Source organism: Halobacteriovorax sp. BALOs_7 (genome assembly GCF_003612895.1).
Taxonomy (GTDB): Bacteria; Bdellovibrionota; Bacteriovoracia; order Bacteriovoracales; family Bacteriovoracaceae; genus Halobacteriovorax_A; species Halobacteriovorax_A vibrionivorans.
Genome location: NZ_CP027772.1, coordinates 1,807,705 through 1,826,602, shown reverse-complemented (window position 1 = coordinate 1,826,602; position 18,898 = coordinate 1,807,705). Strand labels below are relative to the sequence as shown.

The window sequence follows — 18,898 nt, the reverse complement described above, 5'->3', positions numbered from 1 at the left end:
TTATAATGACAAACGAATTTCATTCTGAAATTGAAAAGACAATGCAATTTACTAAAATTGGTATTGCCTTAAAAGACTGGCCGTCTCTTTCGGAGTCGCAGCGTCTTGAGATTTTTAATAGTTTGTCAGAAGAAGAGGCAAGTGACTTCTTTGATTCACTAGATTCGAATTACCAAGCTGACTTATTTGAACAATTTGATCGTGACCTGAAAAGAAGATGGGCCAATGACCTGGCCTATGATGATCTTGCAGATATTCTCCAGCTTCTTGAGCCTGAACAAGTTGAAGAAACATTAAGCTTATTAGCAAAACACGCTCGTATCGAAGTCATGGCCCTTATGGCCTACGCAGAAGATGTGGCCGGTGGTTTAATGAATTCGAATTATATTCGACTTCGCGCCAATATGTATGTTGAAGAGGCCATTCGCTATATTCGAACTCAAACTTTAAGTAATGTTGAAACAATTTATTATACTTATGTAATCGATGCCACTCAAAAGCTTCTAGGTGTTGTTTCCCTTCGTGAACTATTTGGTGCACGAGATGGTCAAAAGGTATCAGATCTGATGACTAGTGGAGATGACCTCATTGCAATTCCTGATAATATGGACCAGGAAGAAATTGGACGCGTCTTCAGTCGTTTTGAGCAAGTTGTTCTTCCGGTTATTGATGATGAGTTCAGAATGAAAGGTATCATTACAATTGATGATATTATCAAGGCCGTTGAAGAAGAGACCACGGAAGATATGCAAAAAATTGCGGCCGTCGAATCTCTTGATGCTCCTTATCTTGAAGTAGGCTTCTTTGAGATGACAAAAAAGCGTCTCGGTTGGCTTGTTATACTCTTTATCGGACAAATGTTAACTGCGACGGCCATGACTCATTTTGAAGCGGCCATTGCTCACACAGTAGCATTAGTAACTTTTATTCCTCTTATTATCTCATCTGGTGGGAATTCAGGTGCTCAAGCTTCGACTCTCGTTATTCGTGCGCTTGCCCTAGGTGAAGTTAAAAATAGTGACTCTCTTCGCGTCTTCTTTCGGGAATTAGGCTCAGGTCTTTTTATGGGATTTATTCTTGGAATCTTTGGATTCATGAGAATTTACTTTTGGCCTCATGCTAATGAAGCATACGGTGTGAACTTTGCTCAGATATCTTTAATTGTTGGATGTAGTATTATTTGTATCGTAATGTGGGGGACACTTGTTGGCTCAATGCTGCCATTTCTCTTAAAAAAGTTACGCTTTGACCCTGCTACAGCTTCAACTCCCTTTGTTGCAACGATTTGTGATGTCACGGGAATCATTATTTATTTTTCAATTGCTCACGCACTCTTATAGAAAGGCCCTGAATTTCAGGGCCTAGTATTAGTATTTATTTTGATTTTTTCTTAGCAGCTTTCTTGGCTACTTTTTTCTTGGCCGTTTTTTTTGCAGCTTTCTTGGCCGTTTTCTTGGCTACTTTTTTTGCTGTTTTCTTTGCTACTTTTTTTGCTGTTTTCTTTGCTACTTTCTTTTTCGCTGTCTTCTTAGCAACCTTTTTCTTCGCAGTTTTCTTTGCAGTCTTTTTGGCTACCTTTTTCTTAGCAGTTTTCTTAGCAGTTTTCTTGGCTGTTTTCTTTGCTGCCTTTTTGGCTGTTTTCTTTGCTGCCTTTTTTGCTGTTTTCTTTGCTGCCTTCTTTGCTGTTTTCTTTGCTGTCTTCTTGGCCGCCTTTTTAACAACTTTCTTCTTTGCAGCTTTCTTTAAGTCACTTGCAACTTTCTTCGTTGTTTTGCGTACCTCTTCAACGGTTTCTTCCATCTCATCAGAAACATCTTTGGCCGCTTTCTTAACGCGATTTATCGCTTTCTTAGTCCCTTTTTTAACATTTTGATATGTTTCCCCATGGCCAAGAGAAGCAATCTCTTTTTCAATCTTCTCTTCATATTGGGCCAAGACTTTCATTGGATCTTTACCAAGACGATCGAGTTCTTCTTTTAATTCTTCATAGAATTTTTCAAGTTTATGCTTTTGCACATTTACTTTGTCGTAACGAAAACGAAAGTGGTAATAGAGTTCATCGTACTTCTCACTACCTTCATCTTGAATTCGCTCTAGTAAATGCTTACACTTTTTTAGAATCTCATCACTTGAAGAAGTTAGGGCGTGTTTTGCCTGTTTATTCTTCTTCTTTAAAAAATCTTCTAAGCTCATTTTTATCCTCGCTATCGATCTTCTTGGTTAAAATCTCAACCGATTCATTCTTGAATGGGTATCAATAATATTACCTTAATACGGTAAACTCATTAGCAAGTATTTTCAACACTTTAATACCCTGAATAATTTAATATTTTCTTGCTTTGGAGTTAAGAATTCTCTATATATACTTATAATAAATAGTTGGACGATTATGGATAATGATATGGAAGAAACAAAAGTAACAAATTTGAACGAATCTGCGGATCGCGCGGGACTTATCGTTTCTGTCCTATGTTGCCTACATTGTATGGCAATCCCTTTATTGGTGATGTTTACGCCTTCAGTGGCAAGTATCTTTGAAAATCCATTAATTCACAGTCTTTCTATCTTCATCGTGGTTCCTGTTGGTCTCTACGCTTTTGTTAAGAATCTTAAGGTTCACTCGGATAAGAGACCTCTTATTATCGGTGTTCTTGGTATGGCGGCCATTTTATTTGGGCATTTTAAGCATCTCTTTCTACTTGCAGAACACGCAGGACATGCACACCATGTTCATACTATCGGTCCAGTTGAAATCGTTGCTTCTATTATCGGTGGACTTGCATTGATTGCTGCCCATATGCTCAATATTAAGCTTTGTCGCTGTCATCACTGCGATCACTAAATATTAATATCTAAGATTTGTTCGAGCTGACATTTTAAGAGAAGAGTTTGACATGAATTGGTCAATGGCCTCTTTGTACTCTTGTAGCGTCTCAAGTTTAAAGAGCTTCTTTGAAAAGCTATGCCCAAAATTAAGCCAAACGTGTCCCACTTTTAGAAAGAAGCGTATTCTCTTTAAAGCATCTTTAAAATCGTAATAACGAAAACAAGCTTCAATATAGGACTTCACATATTCTCCATATAAGACAGCGTGGGCACTTGGGTCTTTATTTATTATTGCTTCTTGGTATTCATTTAGCTGATGTCCACTTTCGTAAGCATATTGTGTAATAATCCAAGGTTTTGCTGTTAAGGCCCTTCCAAGCATAGCGGCTTGGCAGCCTGTTTCTTCAAGCATGCGAGTGATATCTTGAGCTTCTTGAATATCTCCATTGCCAATAATTGGTATATCGATACTTTCTTGAAGAAGTCTAATTTGTGACCAATCTGCACTTCCTTTTCTTTTTTGCTCTGCTAGGCGAGGGTGGAGGATAAGCCAATCTGCTCCTCCTTCCTTAAGAGCATGGCAGAATTCAAGTAAGAAGCCCTTATCTGATTGAAGTCCGGCCCTTAGCTTCACTGATACTGGAACAGTGGCATATTTCTTTACACAAGAAACAACTTGGGAGGCATATTTAATATCACCCATTAACGAGACCCCGTAATTATGTTTTAAGGCCTTTTTTACTGGGCAACCCATATTTATATCAATTGCTTTTGCTCCCCATTTTTCTAGCTTTGGAATTGAATCTTTAATATATCTTTCTTCGTTACATAGAATTTGGGGATAGAGATTTATATCTTGTTGTGACTTTAGGGTCTCTGGTGTTTCCCCAAGCCTTTGGCCTGGAATTCGACGCGAATTTAGCATCTCTGTTGTCCAAAGTGTTGGTGTATCCTCTGGAAAGTAGGCACGTAGGGCATCTCTTAGGGCCACATGTGAGAGTCCAACCATTGGGGCCAGGAGGGCCTTAAATTGGACTAGCTCGTTAAATTTGTGCCAAGAAGGGCCTTCAGGTTTTGCCAAATTCTATCCTTTAAATCATCAATCTCTATTTCTTGTTTTTGAGCAAACTTTTCATAGATTGTTTGGATATTAATATCACCTCGCTCATCTGTCTCAAAGAAAATAAGATTCAAATCAATTTTGTGATCAGAGATTGTATGAGCAATCCTTGCGGTTTGAGATTCATAAAAGCGTGGCCCAAGGCTCATGGCAATGCCTCTTCTTTGGCATTCTTGGATATCGCTAAGGCTTCCATTAAAGTCGTGTAAGACCCAATTCGAGTGATTTGGGTATTGCTTGTGAAGGCGAAAAATTTCGGACAGGCATTTCACATTATGAATGATAAGTGGTTTTTTAAGCTCATTTGCTAGCTGAATATGCCACTTAAAGACTTCTTCTTGTTGCCCTAGGTCACTATCATCCACGATTGAGCGATCAAGTCCTGCTTCTCCAACCATTAGACAATTACTTTCACCACATAATCTCTTTATCTCTTCAAAGCTTGTTCTTGCATCTTCAATCTCCCATGGGTGTACTCCTGCGGAAAAGAATTGGCCCTCTTTAGGTAAGTCATTGATTTTGGGAGAGTAGGAATAAATATATAAGAAGTCTCTATCTTCGCTTTTAGAAGAGCTCTGATGGCCGTGGAGGTCGATAAATTTTGCACTCTGGGATTCTTTGCTTGTCATATGACAGATATTTTAATACATTACCGTTCTAATTAAAAATTTGAAAAAAGATATTGCTTATCTTTTTAAAATCAATTATTTATTTAGAAATATTTAAACTGATTATTATAGCGTTACTATAGATGTAGGAGTACTTAATGTTAACAATTAGATTACAACGCGGTGGTAGAACTCACATGCCTATTTACACAATCGTTGCTGCAGACTCAAGAAATGCAAGAGACGGTAAATTTAGTGAAAAACTAGGTCAATACAATCCACAACTTAAAGAAGGTAACCTTATCGATGTTAAAGCTGAGAGAATTTCTGAGCTACTAGGTAAAGGTGCTACAATTTCTGACACTGTTAGAACACTTCTAAAGAAAAACGAAATTACTCTTAACTAAGAATTTCGATTTTTCTTAAATTAAGCGATAACGGCATTTTTGTAGAAGGAGTTCATGATGAGTGAGTTAAAAGATTTAATCGACACAGTTAGTCGCGCACTAGTTGATATGCCAGAGCAAGTAGAAGTAAATGAAATTGTTGGTGAGCAGACAACAGTTATCGAATTAAAAGTTGATAAGACTGACCTTGGTAAAGTTATCGGTAAGCAAGGTAAAACAGCTCGTGCACTAAGAACAATTCTTAATGCTGCATCAACAAAATTGAAAAAAAGATCTGTTTTAGAAATTATAGAATAATTTACTTGAATCAATAATTTTTATGTTTTAAAAAAGCCTATCGAAAGATAGGTTTTTTTTTGCTCAAAATTGAGCATCTACCAATAAACAAATTTCCAATCCTAGGAGGATGTGTGGAAAGAATTATGAATTCAAAGCGTATTTTACTTGTGGATGATCAGGTTGAGATATTGGAGCTTCTTCAAGATGCACTAATTTCTGAGGGCTATGAAGTTGACGCTTGTGCTGGTGCTAAAGAAGCATTAAACGCTTTAGGAAGTAATCATTATTCTCATATTATTTCAGATTATCAAATGCCTGAGGTGAATGGAATGGAGTTTGCTAGTCAGGCCAGAGGCTTTCTTAAAGAGAATATGCCTTCGTTTATTTTGGCCACTGGTGATTGCACAATAAATGATGATTCTATTAAAGGTATGGGTGTTTCTGGAATTCTTCCAAAGCCTTTTACTCTTAAACAAGTTATTTCAGTGATCCAAGAATAGCTTTTAGCTATTCTTGGTGTCATCTTTCTTATTTTCGCTCTGTTCTGTTATTTTCTTTGCTGTATTCATTTCTTCGTTTTGCTCTTCTTTTAGTCCTGATTTAAAGCCTGTAATTGCTTTTCCTAGTGATTTACCAAGTTCAGGAAGCTTCTTACCACCAAATAATAGGATGATAATAGCTAAGATGATTAAACTTTCTGTTATTCCAAGACTCATAAAATCCTCTTTTATGCTAAATTAATAAATTTTAGATAAGTCCATTGTATACTTACCTGGGGCATATTCGCTAAACCTTTTTGCTCGAATTTCCTTATAAATCTTCTTATTATTGGAATTTGAGGCATATGGATAGATACAAATACCACCACGAGGTGTGAATTCACCAATAACTTCAATGAACTTTGGCTTCATGAGCTTTGTTAAATCGTCACAAATTTTTTGCACACAATCTTCGTGGAAATCTCCGTGATTTCTGAAGCTGAACAGATATAGTTTTAGTGACTTAGATTCCACCATTTTCTTGTCTGCAATATAGTTGATATAGATTCTTGCAAAATCTGGTTGTGCTGTTTTTGGGCATAGAGAAGTGAACTCTGTACAAACAAATGTTGTCCATGCATCACTGCCTGGATTCTTGTTATCAAATGCTTCTAATACTTCTGGAGCATATGTATCTGGATATTGTGTATTTGCGCTACCAAGGGCAAATGCTGTTAGCTCTTCTACGTTACGACCTTTTTTAGGCGCTTTCTTAGTCGTCTTCTTTGTCGTCTTCTTTGTCGCTGCTTTTTTCTTTGTTGCTTTCTTTTTGATAGATTTCTTCGATGCACTCATTTATCGACTCTCTTGAATTATTTTGATAGGTTATAGTCATCTAATTTAACACTATCAAGGACCAATGACAATGCGTCATGAGCAATTAACTTTTCCAGCATCTAAAAAAAATGCAAAGAAAGTCATTAAAGTCGTTCTCGTTCAACTAGGCTCTCCAAAGAGTCCAAAAGTTTCCGATGTACGATCATATTTAAAAGAGTTTTTAGGGGACCCAAGAGTTGTTGATATTAATCCAACTCTATGGAAGATTATTTTAAATCTCTTTGTCATACCATTTAGGCCTAAGCGCTCAGCTGCTTTATATAGCAGGATTTGGGAAGGCAATGAATTTCCTCTTACTCGTATCACACGGGAGTTTACTCATAAGGTAAATGAGTTAACGCCTGAGCATATTGAAGTTGAACACGCTTTTCTACTTTGTGAGCCTAGAGTTGCAGATGTCTATGCGAAGTGGGAAAAAGAATTAGATGAGAGAAGGGATCCTGCCCAAAAACTCATCGTTATACCTATGTTTCCACAGTATTCAGAATCAACAATTGCTAGTGGGATAGACTTCCTAGGTAAGCTATTAGGGACAAAGGTTAGGATTCCTAACTTTGAGGTCATTACTAACTTCCATCGTCTCCAAGCTTTTATTGATAACTCAGCAAGACTAATTAATGAAAAGTTAAAAAGTGAACAGATCGATGATTTAGTTATCTCATTTCATGGTATCCCAAAGAGGAGAGTGATTTATAAAAAAGATCCATACTATCAGCATTGCTTTGAAACTTTTGAGTTGATTAAAGATCGCGTTTCAGAAATTGATAGTCATCGCATACATTTTACTTTTCAATCAAGATTTGGAAGTGAAGAGTGGTTAACTCCTTATACTGATGATTATGTTTGTGAGCTTGCTAAAAGTGGAAAGAAGAATATCGCTGTTTATTGTCCTGCATTTGTTGCAGATTGTTTAGAAACAGTTGATGAAATTGGTACTGAGTTACAAGAAGAAGTTGAAGAGTTTGGAACAACAATACATGCAATCCCTTGTTTAAATGATGATCAGAAGTGGTCTGAAGGTTTTGCCAATTATGTAGAAACACTTTGTGACAAACCTAATGAGGTTGCACAATTAGAATATGAAGTTGAAGAGGAAAAGTATATGGATATGCCAAAAGTTAATATGGAATCAGAGCCCTTAAGTGACAATGCTAAGAAGTCTCTAAAAATTGTGTTCTTAACATTATTCTTAGACCTCGTTGGTTTCTCAATTATCTTTCCATTATTTCCGGCCTTGGCCAAATACTACTTAACGGTTGACGCTGATAACTTCTTTTTAAAAGCAATCTTTGGCTCAATTGATACACTCACAAATGTAGGAGGAGCAGGAGAGTTTTCTGCTATCGTTCTCTTTGGTGGTGCCCTTGGTGCCTTATACTCTTTATTGCAATTTGTTGCTGCACCAATTTGGGGAACTATTTCCGATCGAATTGGGCGAAGACCAGTTCTACTTATCTCTGTATTTGGACTCTTTGTAAGTTATGTTCTCTGGGCCGTTGCTGGCAACTTTACTATTCTCATTCTTGCGCGTTTTATCGGTGGAATTATGGGAGGAAATATTTCAACAGCGACAGCAGTTGTTGCTGATGTGACAACTAGAAAGAATCGCTCAAAAGGGATGGCCATCATTGGTATTGCCTTTGCACTTGGATTTATTATTGGCCCTGCAATGGGTGGTATCTTATCTCTTTTTGATTTAACAAAAATGTATCCAGCACTAGAGTCTATTGGAATAAATCCTTTCTCTATGGCAGCCATTGTTGCTGGACTACTTTCATTATTTAATCTTGTTAATTTATTTAATAAATTTGATGAGACATTACCTGAGGATAAAAGAGGTAAGCATGAGACTGAAAGAAGTGCTAATCCTTTAAAGTTATTTAAGCCACTTCCATATGAAGGAGTTAACTTAACAAACTTTGGATACTTCTTATTCCTATTAGCATTTTCAGGAATGGAGTTTACTCTAACATTCTTAGCTGCTGAGAGACTAAATTATTCATCAATGGATAATGCTTACATGTTTATCTTTATTGGATTTATTCTCGCAATGGTTCAAGGAGGATATGTTAGAAGAAAAGCTCATCAGGTAGGTGAGAGGAAGATGGCCCTTCAAGGTCTTATTGCAATTATACCTGGACTTGTTCTAATTGGATTGGCCTCTTCAAGTTGGCTAGTTTATGCAGGTCTTTTCTTCTTAGCAATTGGATCATCATTAGTTGTACCTTGTTTAACTTCTCTTGTTTCAATGTACTCACCATCAAATCATCAAGGTCATGTTATTGGTGTATTTAGATCTCTAGGTGCTCTTGCCCGTGTCTTTGGGCCTATTATTGCATCTCTTATTTATTGGAGATACAACTCAGCAGCACCTTATTTTATTGGAAGTGTATTTTTAATTATTCCTATTATAATGGTGGCGAAGTTACCTAAGCCTAGTGAAGCAAAAGCAGACTCCTAAGAGTCTGCTTTATATTATGCGGCCTTAGTGGCCAGATGATTTCATTTCGATTTGAGATTGCATGTAGTTCTCAACACCAACTTTTTTGATAAGTTCTTGTTGCGTTTCTAGCCAATCAATATGCTCTTCTTCAGAATCAAGAATCTTCGATAGAAGATCACGTGAAACATAGTCTTGCTTCTTTTCACAAAGCTCGATTGCTTCTTTTAATAATGGAATTGTTTCTGCCTCAGTTTCAAGGTCTGACTTGATAATCTCTTCAACATTTTGACCTATTCTGATTCTTTCTAGCTTTTGTAGATTAGGTAAACCCTCAAGGAAGAGAATTCTTTTAATTACTTCATCAGCAAATTTCATCTCATCGATACTTGCTTTGTATTCTAGATGACCGATTTTATCGAGTCCCCAGTCCTCAAGCATGCGTGCGTGAAGGAAGTATTGATTAATTGCTGTAAGCTCTTTTGTGAGAACACCATTTAGTGCTTTTATGACGTCTTGATCACCTTTCATGATTAAACCCTTTCATTAAATTAATAATTGTATGGATTAATGCTATAGAAGAAGTGAATGTGTTTCAAGAAATTATTTTTTTGGTTGAGTTAAGTTTTTCTTTGCCGTCTGTTGACTTGCTTCAGCTTTCTTTTTGGCCGCAAGAGCTGAGCTTACTTTTTCAAGTACACAAACACCGCATGAATTACCAATGCCTAACTTATTCATGACTTCTTTTTCGCTCTGACCCTGCTTTATCGCATTGTCTAGCATATCTTGTGTAATGGCGTTACATATACAAATATACATATAAACTATCTCCTGCTTCTATCTTATCGACAAAAGTTTCAATAATCAAACAAAAAGTTGAGTTGCGATATATTTTTTAGAGTCGCCTAATATGATTTCAATACGTTATACAAGTCTATTGAAATCTGATTTTAGGTATTGAAGATAAGTTTCAATAATATTGGTGGACTTTGACTGCCTTTGTAACAGGTTTGATACCCCTTCAAAGCCTGGTGAACTATTGATTTCAAGAAGCTTTATCATAGCGTTCTCATCTTCTAAGAAGTCGATGGTGATAAAGTGAAAATCAAGTTGTGATTTCATGATGATACTTACCAATTCGTTAATAACCTTAGGTACTTGATTGTCTTTGATTAAACTTGGCGAGGAGTTTTCAAAATTTAGAATATAAAATGGAGACTTCTTATCCAGTGGTCTTTTTTCAAGATATATTAATTTAGAATGTTTCGAATCTAGGCTTTTAAGAATTAGGACACGAATTTCTCTCGTTAGAGGGAAGTAGGGCTGAATAATATAATTGTGATCACCTTTAGCTATAAGGTCTTTGGCATCTTTTTCAAGATCGACGCTTGAATGTATCCCTTTGGCCTTTTGTCCTCTTCGTGTTTTTATAATCCACTTTTTTTGTTCTGGAGAGTCGATAAGTGCTTTTTGATATTCTAACAAACTATAGGTAGCAATTAGGTTTTCATTAGGGATAAGACTTCTTAAATATTCGGCCTGCCGTAATTTATCTCTTAAGGTCCTAGAGCAATTAAGAGAGTTCGTTAAAAGCTGTTTATCTGGCCTGAGTACTTCTTCAATAAACTCTAGATCATTATCTGAATAATTTAGGCCTGTGTTTCGATTGATGATAATATCAGCACTTTTTAGTGTATCTATTTCAAGACTTTTAGGTGAACAAATGTTAATTAGATGACCTTCTTTCTCAATATGATTTTCTAACTGCTTAGCAGCATAGACATTGGGGTTTGTGGTGATAATGAGGAAGTTGATGGCCTTGTGCATAAATAGTCTTTTGACTCGATAAAATATTGATAATATTTGTTAATTATATGATATTATAACACTTTAACAATATGCCCTTTTGGTGATTATGAATTTAGTAAGTAAAATCTCTCTTTTCCTTTCCTTAACTTTAACACTTATTAGCTGCTCAGGTGTTGAGATGCTTGAAATCTCTAATGAGAAGAAAGAGGAGTTAAAGGTTGCGCGAAAGAAAGTCGGGCCCCCAAAGACTAAGAAGACTGATAAGAGCAAAGATATTTTAGATGATTCAAAATTTACAGATCATTCTCATAAGAATGAATTTGTTAAAGTTGAAAATACGAAGGCCGTTTCAGACTATTGTAATAAGATAGATGAGAAATTTCGTAAGTATGGTTGGGGTAAATCTCATTGTGATTCTTATAAGTGGATTCACGTAAGAAATAGCCACCTAGGTCAGCCAATAATGTGGACTGTTTTTGGTGATGAAGTTGAACACCGTATCGAGCCAAAGAATATGACTCTCGTTTTTTGTGGTGTACATGGGGATGAGATTACACCAATTAAATTCTGCTTTGATATTTTACATCACCTCTATCATGAAGTCGCTACTGTTGAAGGGCAGAAGAAACTTAAAAATAACTTAGTAGCAGTGGCACCAATTGTTTCACCAGATTCTTTTTTCAAAAGAAGACCTACGAGAACGAATGCTCGTGGAATCGATCCAAATCGCAACTTCCCAACGAAAGATTGGGATAAGAAAGCCTTAAAGCTTTGGAAGACACGCTACCGAGCAGCGAAGAGACGCTATCCTGGAGTTCGTGCAAATTCAGAACAAGAAACGATCTTTCAAGTAAATATCATTGCTAGGTATAACCCAGATAAGATTATTACTGTACATGCTCCTCTTACAATTCTCGACTATGATGGCCCAGTTGTAAGTAATCATGTTCATGATGAAGATGGCCTGGCCCTAAAAGCAGAAGAGTTATTAAATGTTATGAGTGAGAAAGCAAATGGCTATCGTGTTAAAAATTATCCCTTCTTTCCTGGAAGCCTAGGCAACTATGCTGGGAATGAAAGGAAGATACCAACTTATACACTTGAGCTGCCTTCAAGTGATAATCGTAACCATAAGAAATATTGGAAGATGTTTCGTGAATCAATCGATTTCGCTCTCTTTCATGCACCCATGACTCGTCGAGAGTTTGCCGCTAATAGGAATAAAGAAAAGTTAGATTAGACTTTTTGGAGAAGTGCAATGTTAAAACTAAAAGGGCCAATCGCGCCTGAAACTCCATATGATATGTCAATTGCTACTGATGAACTTAGAGACTCATCTGTTTCTCTCATCGGTTTTGGCTTTGATGGTACCGCTTGTTTTCGAAAGGGAACTCGCCTTGGGCCTGATGCCCTAAGAGAAGTCTCTGATGGTATAGAAACATATTCACCATATCTTGACTTAACAACTGAAGATTATACTTTCTATGATCTTGGAAATTTGCCAGTAAAAGATCAAACTGAGGCCAGTTGGCAAGAGGCCACGAAATGTTTCGAGGATAACTTTAGTCAAATTAACTTTAAAGAACATGATATCAAACTTATGACTTTAGGTGGTGAGCATTCCATCTCATATGCTCCGATTAAAAAATATCTGAATGATTTTGATGATCTCGTTCTCATACATTTAGATGCCCATGCGGATCTAAGAGATGGTTACTTAGGCTATCATTATTCACATGCTTCAATCATTAAAAGAAGTCTTGATCACTTCAAAGAAGGGCATGAGCTAATTCAATACGGTATTCGCTCTGGAACAAAAGAAGAATATGAATATATGAATAGTTCTGGATCGATTGCTAAGTCTCGCAAGGAATTTCTTGAGAGAGTATCTAAAATCGACTCTAATAGGCCAATATACTTAACTTTGGATCTCGACTACTTTGATCCAAGCTTCTTTCCTGGAACAGGTACTCCAGAGCCAGGTGGTGAAGATTTTCATTCTTTTATTAGTTTTGTTAAGATCCTAACAGAGAAGAATATTGTTGGATGTGATGTAGTTGAGCTTTCTCCTGAAATTGATTCAACAGGAAATAGTTCTGTATTTGCAGCAAAAGTTGTTAGGGAATTAATTCTTCTTCTAACTTCGAAAACAAAAGGGGCCATAAAATGACAAATGGTACTTGGACAATTGATGATTCAGACCGACTCTACAATGTTAGTAAGTGGAGTAATGGTTATTTTAAAATAGATGAAAGTGGAAAGCTTAAGGCAACACCTAATCCAAAAAAAGATGTCGGAATTCTCATCGATGATGTAATCGAGGATGCTAAAGAGCAAGGCCTAAGCCTTCCTCTTGTTATTCGATTCCATGATATTCTTCGCTCTCAAGTAAAGCTTCTCAATCGTACTTTTCAAAAAGTTATTGATGAAGAAGATTACGGTGGAAAGTTCTTTGGGGTTTATCCTGTTAAGGTTAACCAAATGCGAGAAGTTGTTGAAGAAATTGTTGATGCAGGTTCACGATATAATTATGGGCTTGAAGCTGGGTCAAAGCCTGAGCTCTTATCTGCTCTAGCATATAATACAAATATCGATTCACTAACTGTTCTTAATGGATATAAAGATCGTGATTATTTAAGACTTGCTATTTTAGGAACTAAAATTGGGCGTAAGATCTTTGTTGTTATTGAAAAATTTTCTGAACTTAAGATGCTTGTTGAGCTTTCAAAAGAATATGGTGTTATTCCAAATATTGGAATACGTGGAAGAATGACTGTTAAAGGTCGTGGTAAGTGGGAGTCAAGTGGTGGAGAAAAGGCCAAGTTTGGTCTAACGACATCTGAAATTATTCTAGCAATTGAATATTTAAAAAAGCATAAGAAATTAGGTGCACTAAAATTATTTCACTTTCATATCGGCTCTCAAATCACAGATATTCGCTCGATTAAAGAGGCCATTGAAGAAGGCTCTCGTATCTATTGTAAGATGCAAAAAATTGGTGCACCTCTGGAGTATTTTGATGTTGGAGGTGGACTCGGTGTTGATTACGATGGAACAAATTCAACGAATGATTCGTCTATAAATTATTCTATTAGTGATTATATAACAGATATCGTCTACGGCCTTAAAACTGTTTGTGATCTTGAAAATGTTGAGCACCCACATATTATTACTGAAAGTGGCCGTGCTATGACGGCACATCACAGTTGTGTCATTACAAATATTATAGGTGAAATTGATAATACAAAGATTGAATTTTCAACGAAGAAGAAGACAGGAGAGCATCATCTTGTTACTGAGATGAGACAAGTAAAAGATCTCCTTGATAAAAGTAAAAATTGGCAAGAAGCTTATAATGACTCAGTAAAGATTAAGTCTGATTCAATCCATGCTTTCAAACTTGGTATTTTAGAATTAGAAGAGCGTGCAAAGATCGAGACACTTCACTTACAAATTCTTAAGCAGATCAATAATCTTGTTCCTGATGAAGATTTTCAAACCGAACAAATAGCAGAACTTGAAAATAGCTTAAGTGGCCAGTATCTTTGTAACTTTTCTGTTTTTCAATCTGCATGCGATAGCTGGGCAATTGAACAAGTCTTACCTGTTGTTCCATTAACAAGATTAAATGAAAGGCCAACAAAGCGTTCAACTCTTGCTGATATTACCTGTGATAGTGATGGGAAGATCGACCGCTTTTATGACCCAGATGAAGGCTTTAAGAAAACACTTTCTGTACACGAGTTAAAAGAAGGGGAGCAATATAATATTGGTATTTTTCTAACTGGTGCTTATCAGGATGTAATGGGTGATATGCATAATCTTTTTGGCCGCGTAAATGAAGTACATGTATACGCTGATAAGCATGACCCTAAAGGCTTCTACATTGAAGAGACTGTTCCAGGCTCTTCAGCACGTAATGTTTTATCGACGATGCAGTATAATCCAGAATATATGGCGTTTAAGGTTAAAAGATCAATTGATAAACAAGTCGCGAGGGGAACAATTAGACCTCGTGACGGTGTGTCATTAGTTGATTTCTATGAGAGCTGTTTAAAGAGTTATACCTACCTTTCGTAAAAATATTGGTCCCTGATAATTGACTTACTTACTTTAGTGTCTAATAATTATATTAACATTGAAGTTAAAAGAGTTTATCAGGGATCGATAACATGTCATTAAAATTTGATCAAAAATTAAAAGAGGCCACTAAATCAGCTTCTGGAAAGAATACAAATCCAAAATCAAAAACAAATTACTTAATTATCTGTGCATTGGCCTTGCTTACGCATGGAGCGTTAATATATAACTGGTTCTTAAATAGAAACCTTCTAAACTTAATTTTTATGGCCTCTGCCATTGCTTTTGCTATCTTGGCAATTATCCCAATGATCAAAGAGTATTATGCAAAAGTAAGAATCCACAATGATAAAGAGTTACTAAGTTTAGAGCTAGAGCGAATCAATGAAGAACTTTCAGAATTAAAAGAAAGTAAGCATTCGCTTCAAATTAAGCTTTCTCAAGAAATCGAAGATTCAAATCGTCTAAAGTCTGATATTGAAAAAATGGAAGCAGATGATTTAGAAGTTATTGCAGCAAGCGATGATATTAACGATCAATTACTTCTCGTTGAAGATACTAGCAAGTCACTAGATACAGTTGTTAATTCTTTAATTGATGCTCGTAGAGAGCTTATTGATTTTGAAAAAGAAATGTCTGATAGCTTAAAGCATAAGAAAGATAGTGAGCAGACTCAAGAACAGGATGAGATTAAATTTCATGAACTCTTTGATACATTTATGAATGAGTTTAAAGATATGAAAGATCTTATTTTTCAGCTTAAGACTTTAAGTTTTAGAGTTGATGTACAAGCTTCACTTAGCAATGATAGCGAATTAACTCAAAGTAGTGTCGAGCTTGAAGGGTTAAGTCGTAATTTGGCCAAGTTCTTCAATAATACCATTGGGCTTCTTTCTAATCTCGAACAAGAAGTAAGATCTGGACAACAGGATCTAACAGATCGTCTCACTAGTTGCTTAGAGCAATTTAATTTAGAATTAGAGGCCAAGCAAGATCTAAGCTCTCAGTTGATGGACTTGAAAGAACAGCTAGATAGTGTGAATGAAATTTCTTGTGATAAATTAGATCTTGTTAGAGAGATTCTAGTTGACTCTGTCGTTATTGCTGAAGATGATCTCGATGATCCAAATATTGATGCTGATAGTGAGGAAAGCTCTGTAATTACAGATACTAAAGCCTCTGCGGGCCTTGTTTCAAGCTCTCAGGACCCTTTAGTTGAAACAGCTTCATTAATTCAATAAACCGCCAAAATACTCAAATTTAATTTTTACTTAAATTCTACCGATACTCTATTTAGCTTTAATAAAGTTAAGAGGGTATTGGGGAATTTATGGCAGCAGAAGACTTTGGTAATCAAGAAGGTGGTGGAGCAAAGGTTCACCAGTTTGGTGGTACCCACGGCCATAATGATCTCTCACATCTTTCTCTCTATTACAAGCAGCCAATTAAATCATTGCTTGGACGAACGGGAATCGTAATTTTAAGCTTCTTTACAATTGGCCTAATCTTAAGCTTTGCAACTCTGTTTTTGAGTTATACAAGTTTTGGACGTGAGTTTCTTCAAGGTCTAGTTTTTTACATCTTTTAAAATTAATGTGGCAATCTTTTTAGGGATAGGCATTATAGATAGGCGAGAGCCTTTCTTTACAAGTGGCATCTCATCATATCGTTTATCAGCTTTCATCTCTTTTAAGCTAAGTTGTTTTTCAAACTTTTCTTCAAACTTTATATCAACGAGAAACCATCGCGGTTCTTCATTTGTTGCCTTAGGGTCATAGTATTTTGAATTCTTATCAAATTGAGTTTTGTCAGGATGTGACTCTTTAACAACTTCTGCTATTCCAACAATCGCTGGCTCTTTACAACTTGAGTGATAAAAAAAGACCTTATCTCCCATCTTGATTTCATCGCGCATGAAGTTTCGTGCTTGATAATTTCTTACCCCATCCCAAGATTCAGTTTGCTTGGGCCTTTTGGCAAGGTCATCAATTGAGAAAGCATCAGGTTCACTTTTAAAGAGCCAGAATTGCATGACGATTCCTTATTATGGATTTTGTATTAGTCCTTCAAGATTCTTCTTCATAAAAGTTGGCAGATAGAATGCCGCCTTATGAAGTCCTGCATTGTAGTAAGAGAACTCAAGTCCACTTGCTGCTACTGCATCTTCTCTAAAGTCATTGATTGGGTGGGTGTCACCTTTTGTTGCAAATGTAAATGACCAAAGCCCACCTGGATAAGTTAGGTTAGAGAAATTATAGATAAATGTATTCTTAAAAATATCATTTAAAACACCAAGCATGCTCTTTTGAATCTCTGCTTCAAACCAAGGAGATTCTCCTTGAGAGACAACGATACCGTTATCAGCAAGGCACTTATTTACATTTGTGTAGAACTCTGGTCCAAATAGTGGAGCAGCAGGCCCGATTGGATCTGTTGAGTCGATGATAATGACATCAAATTTCTCATTCGTAGCTTGGAACTCCTGGACAAATTTAACACCGTCACCGATGATAAGATCTAATTTAGGATGACCTTTTAAAACTTCGGCCGTTTGTGGAATGAATTCCATACAAGCTTCGCAAACAGCACCATCGATTTCTACCATCGTACACTTTTCAACTGAAGAGTGACGTAGAACTTCACGAGCTGTACCACCGTCACCACCACCAATAACAAGAACATTCTTTGGATTTGGATGAACAAATAATGGAACGTGAGCAATCATATCGTGATAAGCGATTTCATCTCTTTCTGTTACCATAACTAGGCCGTCGTTAAGAAGCATCTTTCCATGTCCTTTCGTTTCAACAACGTCTACAGTTTGAAATTCAGTCTTCTTAGAGTAGAGAACATTTTCTACTTTGTATCTCATTCCGTAAAAATCTTTATATCTTTCTTCGATCCATAGATTGCTATGCATGGTAACTCCTATTCATTTAAAGTAATTTATAAGGCTTTAGGCGATTTGGGCGTACTTTATAAAAGTGTGAAAAGTACATTATGTAGCCACATTTTAGATAGCTTTCAACTTGGGTTTTAGCTATATAATCTTCTTTCTTTAGATTTAATCCACAGCTTCCATCTTGATTTGGACAGAACTCGATAAAGTCATATGAAATTGGCTCCATTGCTTCGATTAGAACATCTGCAATTTCTTTCATATTGATATCAGTCTCAAAACTAATATATGGGCACTCTTCCTGAGGTGTAATATGACATGTGAAATAATTATCATCTTTGATGGCATTTAAAGAGTAGCCGTATGGATTAAATACGAAATCATCCAATTCAAAACCAGGTAAGATCTTATCAAGTTTTAAAAGTTGGCGAATTTCATCTTTTGTCACACTCTCATTAGTTAGAATTTCTCTCGCTTTACATGAGATTTCATACATAAGTAACTCATGAGTGTGATCATCTGCACTTGGTGCATACTCTTGATCGAGAAAATAGATGAAGTTGTGATGATCGTCTATATTTCCAAAGCGTAGTGCTTGTCCTGAAAATTTATTTTCTAATAGCTTCACATCATCTGCAAAAGTTGAGTGTTGCATATGAGAGAAGTACTCATTCTTTCTTTGAAAAATTAATTGTTTGATTACATCTTTACCAAAGCGATCTGTAAAGAAGTCGATGGCCTTGATTAAGGTTGTTTGTCCACATGTGATTATCAGCATGCGATCTTTCCAAACAAAAAGCGAGGATTCTGATAAGAGAAATGCTTTTATATTTTCATTATTAATAGTGGATAAAATTGTTGCTTGTGCTTTTTCGACTAATTGAGACCAAAAGTCGTCTGAGATATCCAATAGATTTAAGTTAGGCCCAACAATTATTTCGGCCTTCTTTTCAGAACCTTCAAAAATCATTTACTCTTCCTGTCACTCTTGCAAGTGTTTAAAATTACGATCTTTTTTTAAGCATCATCATACGCAAAAGCTTAAGTCTAGGCA

The 18,898-nt window shown here is 36.2% G+C and carries 22 protein-coding genes; 11 read left to right on the top strand and 11 right to left on the bottom strand.

Annotated elements, in window-relative coordinates; all coding sequences use genetic code 11:
• The first annotated feature begins 5 nt into the window (after positions 1-5).
• Positions 6-1,340, top strand: coding sequence for a magnesium transporter (gene mgtE, locus BALOs_RS08765; protein ID WP_115363082.1), 1,335 nt, complete (start codon positions 6-8; stop codon positions 1,338-1,340).
• A gap of 34 nt (positions 1,341-1,374) precedes the next feature.
• Here mgtE and BALOs_RS15420 read toward each other — a convergent pair whose 3' ends face one another.
• Positions 1,375-2,193 carry a hypothetical protein gene (locus tag BALOs_RS15420; protein ID WP_240406472.1) on the bottom strand — a complete coding sequence of 273 codons (819 nt, stop codon included), beginning with the start codon at positions 2,191-2,193 and terminating at the stop codon, positions 1,375-1,377.
• Between the two features lie 196 nt (positions 2,194-2,389).
• On the opposite strand from BALOs_RS15420, the gene BALOs_RS08755 reads away from it, so the two are divergent.
• Positions 2,390-2,842 (top strand): MerC domain-containing protein, encoded by a 453-nt coding sequence (locus tag BALOs_RS08755; protein ID WP_115363080.1) that lies wholly within the window; start codon positions 2,390-2,392, stop codon positions 2,840-2,842.
• 3 nt (positions 2,843-2,845) lie between these two features.
• Here BALOs_RS08755 and BALOs_RS08750 read toward each other — a convergent pair whose 3' ends face one another.
• On the bottom strand, positions 2,846-3,907 hold the full coding sequence (locus BALOs_RS08750; RefSeq protein ID WP_120404930.1) for a tRNA-dihydrouridine synthase: 1,062 nt from the start codon (positions 3,905-3,907) through the stop codon (positions 2,846-2,848).
• Positions 3,862-4,575, bottom strand: coding sequence for a TatD family hydrolase (locus BALOs_RS08745; RefSeq protein WP_120404929.1), 714 nt, complete (start codon positions 4,573-4,575; stop codon positions 3,862-3,864). Before BALOs_RS08745 ends, BALOs_RS08750 begins: the two co-directional genes overlap by 46 nt.
• 137 nt (positions 4,576-4,712) lie before the next feature.
• On the opposite strand from BALOs_RS08745, the gene rpsP reads away from it, so the two are divergent.
• The 3 genes from rpsP (at position 4,713) to BALOs_RS08730 (ending at position 5,740) form a co-directional block, all read left to right on the top strand.
• Positions 4,713-4,961, top strand: coding sequence for a 30S ribosomal protein S16 (gene rpsP, locus BALOs_RS08740; RefSeq protein ID WP_115363074.1), 249 nt, complete (start codon positions 4,713-4,715; stop codon positions 4,959-4,961).
• A 57-nt stretch (positions 4,962-5,018) separates the two neighbouring features.
• Positions 5,019-5,258: a KH domain-containing protein gene (locus BALOs_RS08735; protein WP_021267274.1), complete on the top strand. Its 240-nt coding sequence runs from the start codon at positions 5,019-5,021 to the stop codon at positions 5,256-5,258.
• A gap of 113 nt (positions 5,259-5,371) precedes the next feature.
• Positions 5,372-5,740, top strand: a complete 369-nt coding sequence (locus BALOs_RS08730) for a response regulator (RefSeq protein ID WP_115363072.1) — start codon at positions 5,372-5,374, stop codon at positions 5,738-5,740.
• Between the two features lie 3 nt (positions 5,741-5,743).
• Here the strand turns inward: BALOs_RS08730 and tatA are convergent, their stop codons facing one another.
• A complete protein-coding gene (tatA, locus tag BALOs_RS08725; RefSeq protein WP_120404928.1) occupies positions 5,744-5,956 on the bottom strand; it encodes a twin-arginine translocase TatA/TatE family subunit in 213 nt (70 codons plus the stop codon).
• A 21-nt stretch (positions 5,957-5,977) separates the two neighbouring features.
• Positions 5,978-6,574 carry a preQ(1) synthase gene (queF, locus tag BALOs_RS15485; protein ID WP_120404927.1) on the bottom strand — a complete coding sequence of 199 codons (597 nt, stop codon included), beginning with the start codon at positions 6,572-6,574 and terminating at the stop codon, positions 5,978-5,980.
• A 64-nt stretch (positions 6,575-6,638) separates the two neighbouring features.
• Here queF and hemH point away from each other — a divergent pair, with 64 nt between their 5' ends.
• A complete protein-coding gene (gene hemH / locus BALOs_RS08715; RefSeq protein WP_120404926.1) occupies positions 6,639-9,077 on the top strand; it encodes a ferrochelatase in 2,439 nt (812 codons plus the stop codon).
• 24 nt (positions 9,078-9,101) lie between these two features.
• Here hemH and bfr read toward each other — a convergent pair whose 3' ends face one another.
• From bfr to BALOs_RS08700, 3 genes are all read right to left on the bottom strand, one after another.
• Positions 9,102-9,587, bottom strand: a complete 486-nt coding sequence (gene bfr, locus BALOs_RS08710) for a bacterioferritin (protein WP_115363064.1) — start codon at positions 9,585-9,587, stop codon at positions 9,102-9,104.
• A 72-nt stretch (positions 9,588-9,659) separates the two neighbouring features.
• Positions 9,660-9,875 (bottom strand): bacterioferritin-associated ferredoxin, encoded by a 216-nt coding sequence (locus BALOs_RS08705; RefSeq protein ID WP_120404925.1) that lies wholly within the window; start codon positions 9,873-9,875, stop codon positions 9,660-9,662.
• Between the two features lie 105 nt (positions 9,876-9,980).
• Positions 9,981-10,883 carry a hypothetical protein gene (locus BALOs_RS08700; RefSeq protein WP_120404924.1) on the bottom strand — a complete coding sequence of 301 codons (903 nt, stop codon included), beginning with the start codon at positions 10,881-10,883 and terminating at the stop codon, positions 9,981-9,983.
• A gap of 88 nt (positions 10,884-10,971) precedes the next feature.
• Between BALOs_RS08700 and BALOs_RS08695 the strand changes: the two genes are divergently transcribed.
• From BALOs_RS08695 to BALOs_RS08675, 5 genes are all read left to right on the top strand, one after another.
• Positions 10,972-12,105, top strand: coding sequence for a M14 family zinc carboxypeptidase (locus tag BALOs_RS08695; RefSeq protein WP_120404923.1), 1,134 nt, complete (start codon positions 10,972-10,974; stop codon positions 12,103-12,105).
• An 18-nt stretch (positions 12,106-12,123) separates the two neighbouring features.
• Positions 12,124-13,035, top strand: a complete 912-nt coding sequence (gene speB, locus BALOs_RS08690; RefSeq protein WP_120404922.1) for an agmatinase — start codon at positions 12,124-12,126, stop codon at positions 13,033-13,035.
• The gene (gene speA, locus BALOs_RS08685) at positions 13,032-14,945 is read left to right on the top strand and encodes a biosynthetic arginine decarboxylase (protein ID WP_120404921.1); all 1,914 of its coding nucleotides are present in this window, start codon (positions 13,032-13,034) and stop codon (positions 14,943-14,945) included. The genes speB and speA overlap by 4 nt, the downstream gene beginning before the upstream one ends.
• A 92-nt stretch (positions 14,946-15,037) precedes the next feature.
• Entirely contained in the window at positions 15,038-16,186 is a 1,149-nt protein-coding gene (locus tag BALOs_RS08680; RefSeq protein WP_120404920.1) for a hypothetical protein, read from the top strand.
• Between the two features lie 89 nt (positions 16,187-16,275).
• Positions 16,276-16,533: a hypothetical protein gene (locus tag BALOs_RS08675; protein WP_115363050.1), complete on the top strand. Its 258-nt coding sequence runs from the start codon at positions 16,276-16,278 to the stop codon at positions 16,531-16,533.
• Here BALOs_RS08675 and BALOs_RS08670 read toward each other — a convergent pair.
• Genes BALOs_RS08670 through BALOs_RS08660 form a run of 3 tightly spaced genes read right to left on the bottom strand, consistent with a single transcriptional unit; the run spans position 16,513 to position 18,814 of the window.
• Positions 16,513-16,977, bottom strand: a complete 465-nt coding sequence (locus tag BALOs_RS08670) for an EVE domain-containing protein (protein WP_120404919.1) — start codon at positions 16,975-16,977, stop codon at positions 16,513-16,515. The two genes, BALOs_RS08675 and BALOs_RS08670, sit on opposite strands and share 21 nt — an antisense overlap.
• A gap of 12 nt (positions 16,978-16,989) precedes the next feature.
• A complete protein-coding gene (gene speE / locus BALOs_RS08665) occupies positions 16,990-17,865 on the bottom strand; it encodes a polyamine aminopropyltransferase (protein WP_120404918.1) in 876 nt (291 codons plus the stop codon).
• Positions 17,866-17,881: 16 nt separating this feature from the next.
• Positions 17,882-18,814, bottom strand: a complete 933-nt coding sequence (locus BALOs_RS08660) for an adenosylmethionine decarboxylase (RefSeq protein WP_115363045.1) — start codon at positions 18,812-18,814, stop codon at positions 17,882-17,884.
• Between the last annotated feature and the right edge of the window lie 84 nt (positions 18,815-18,898).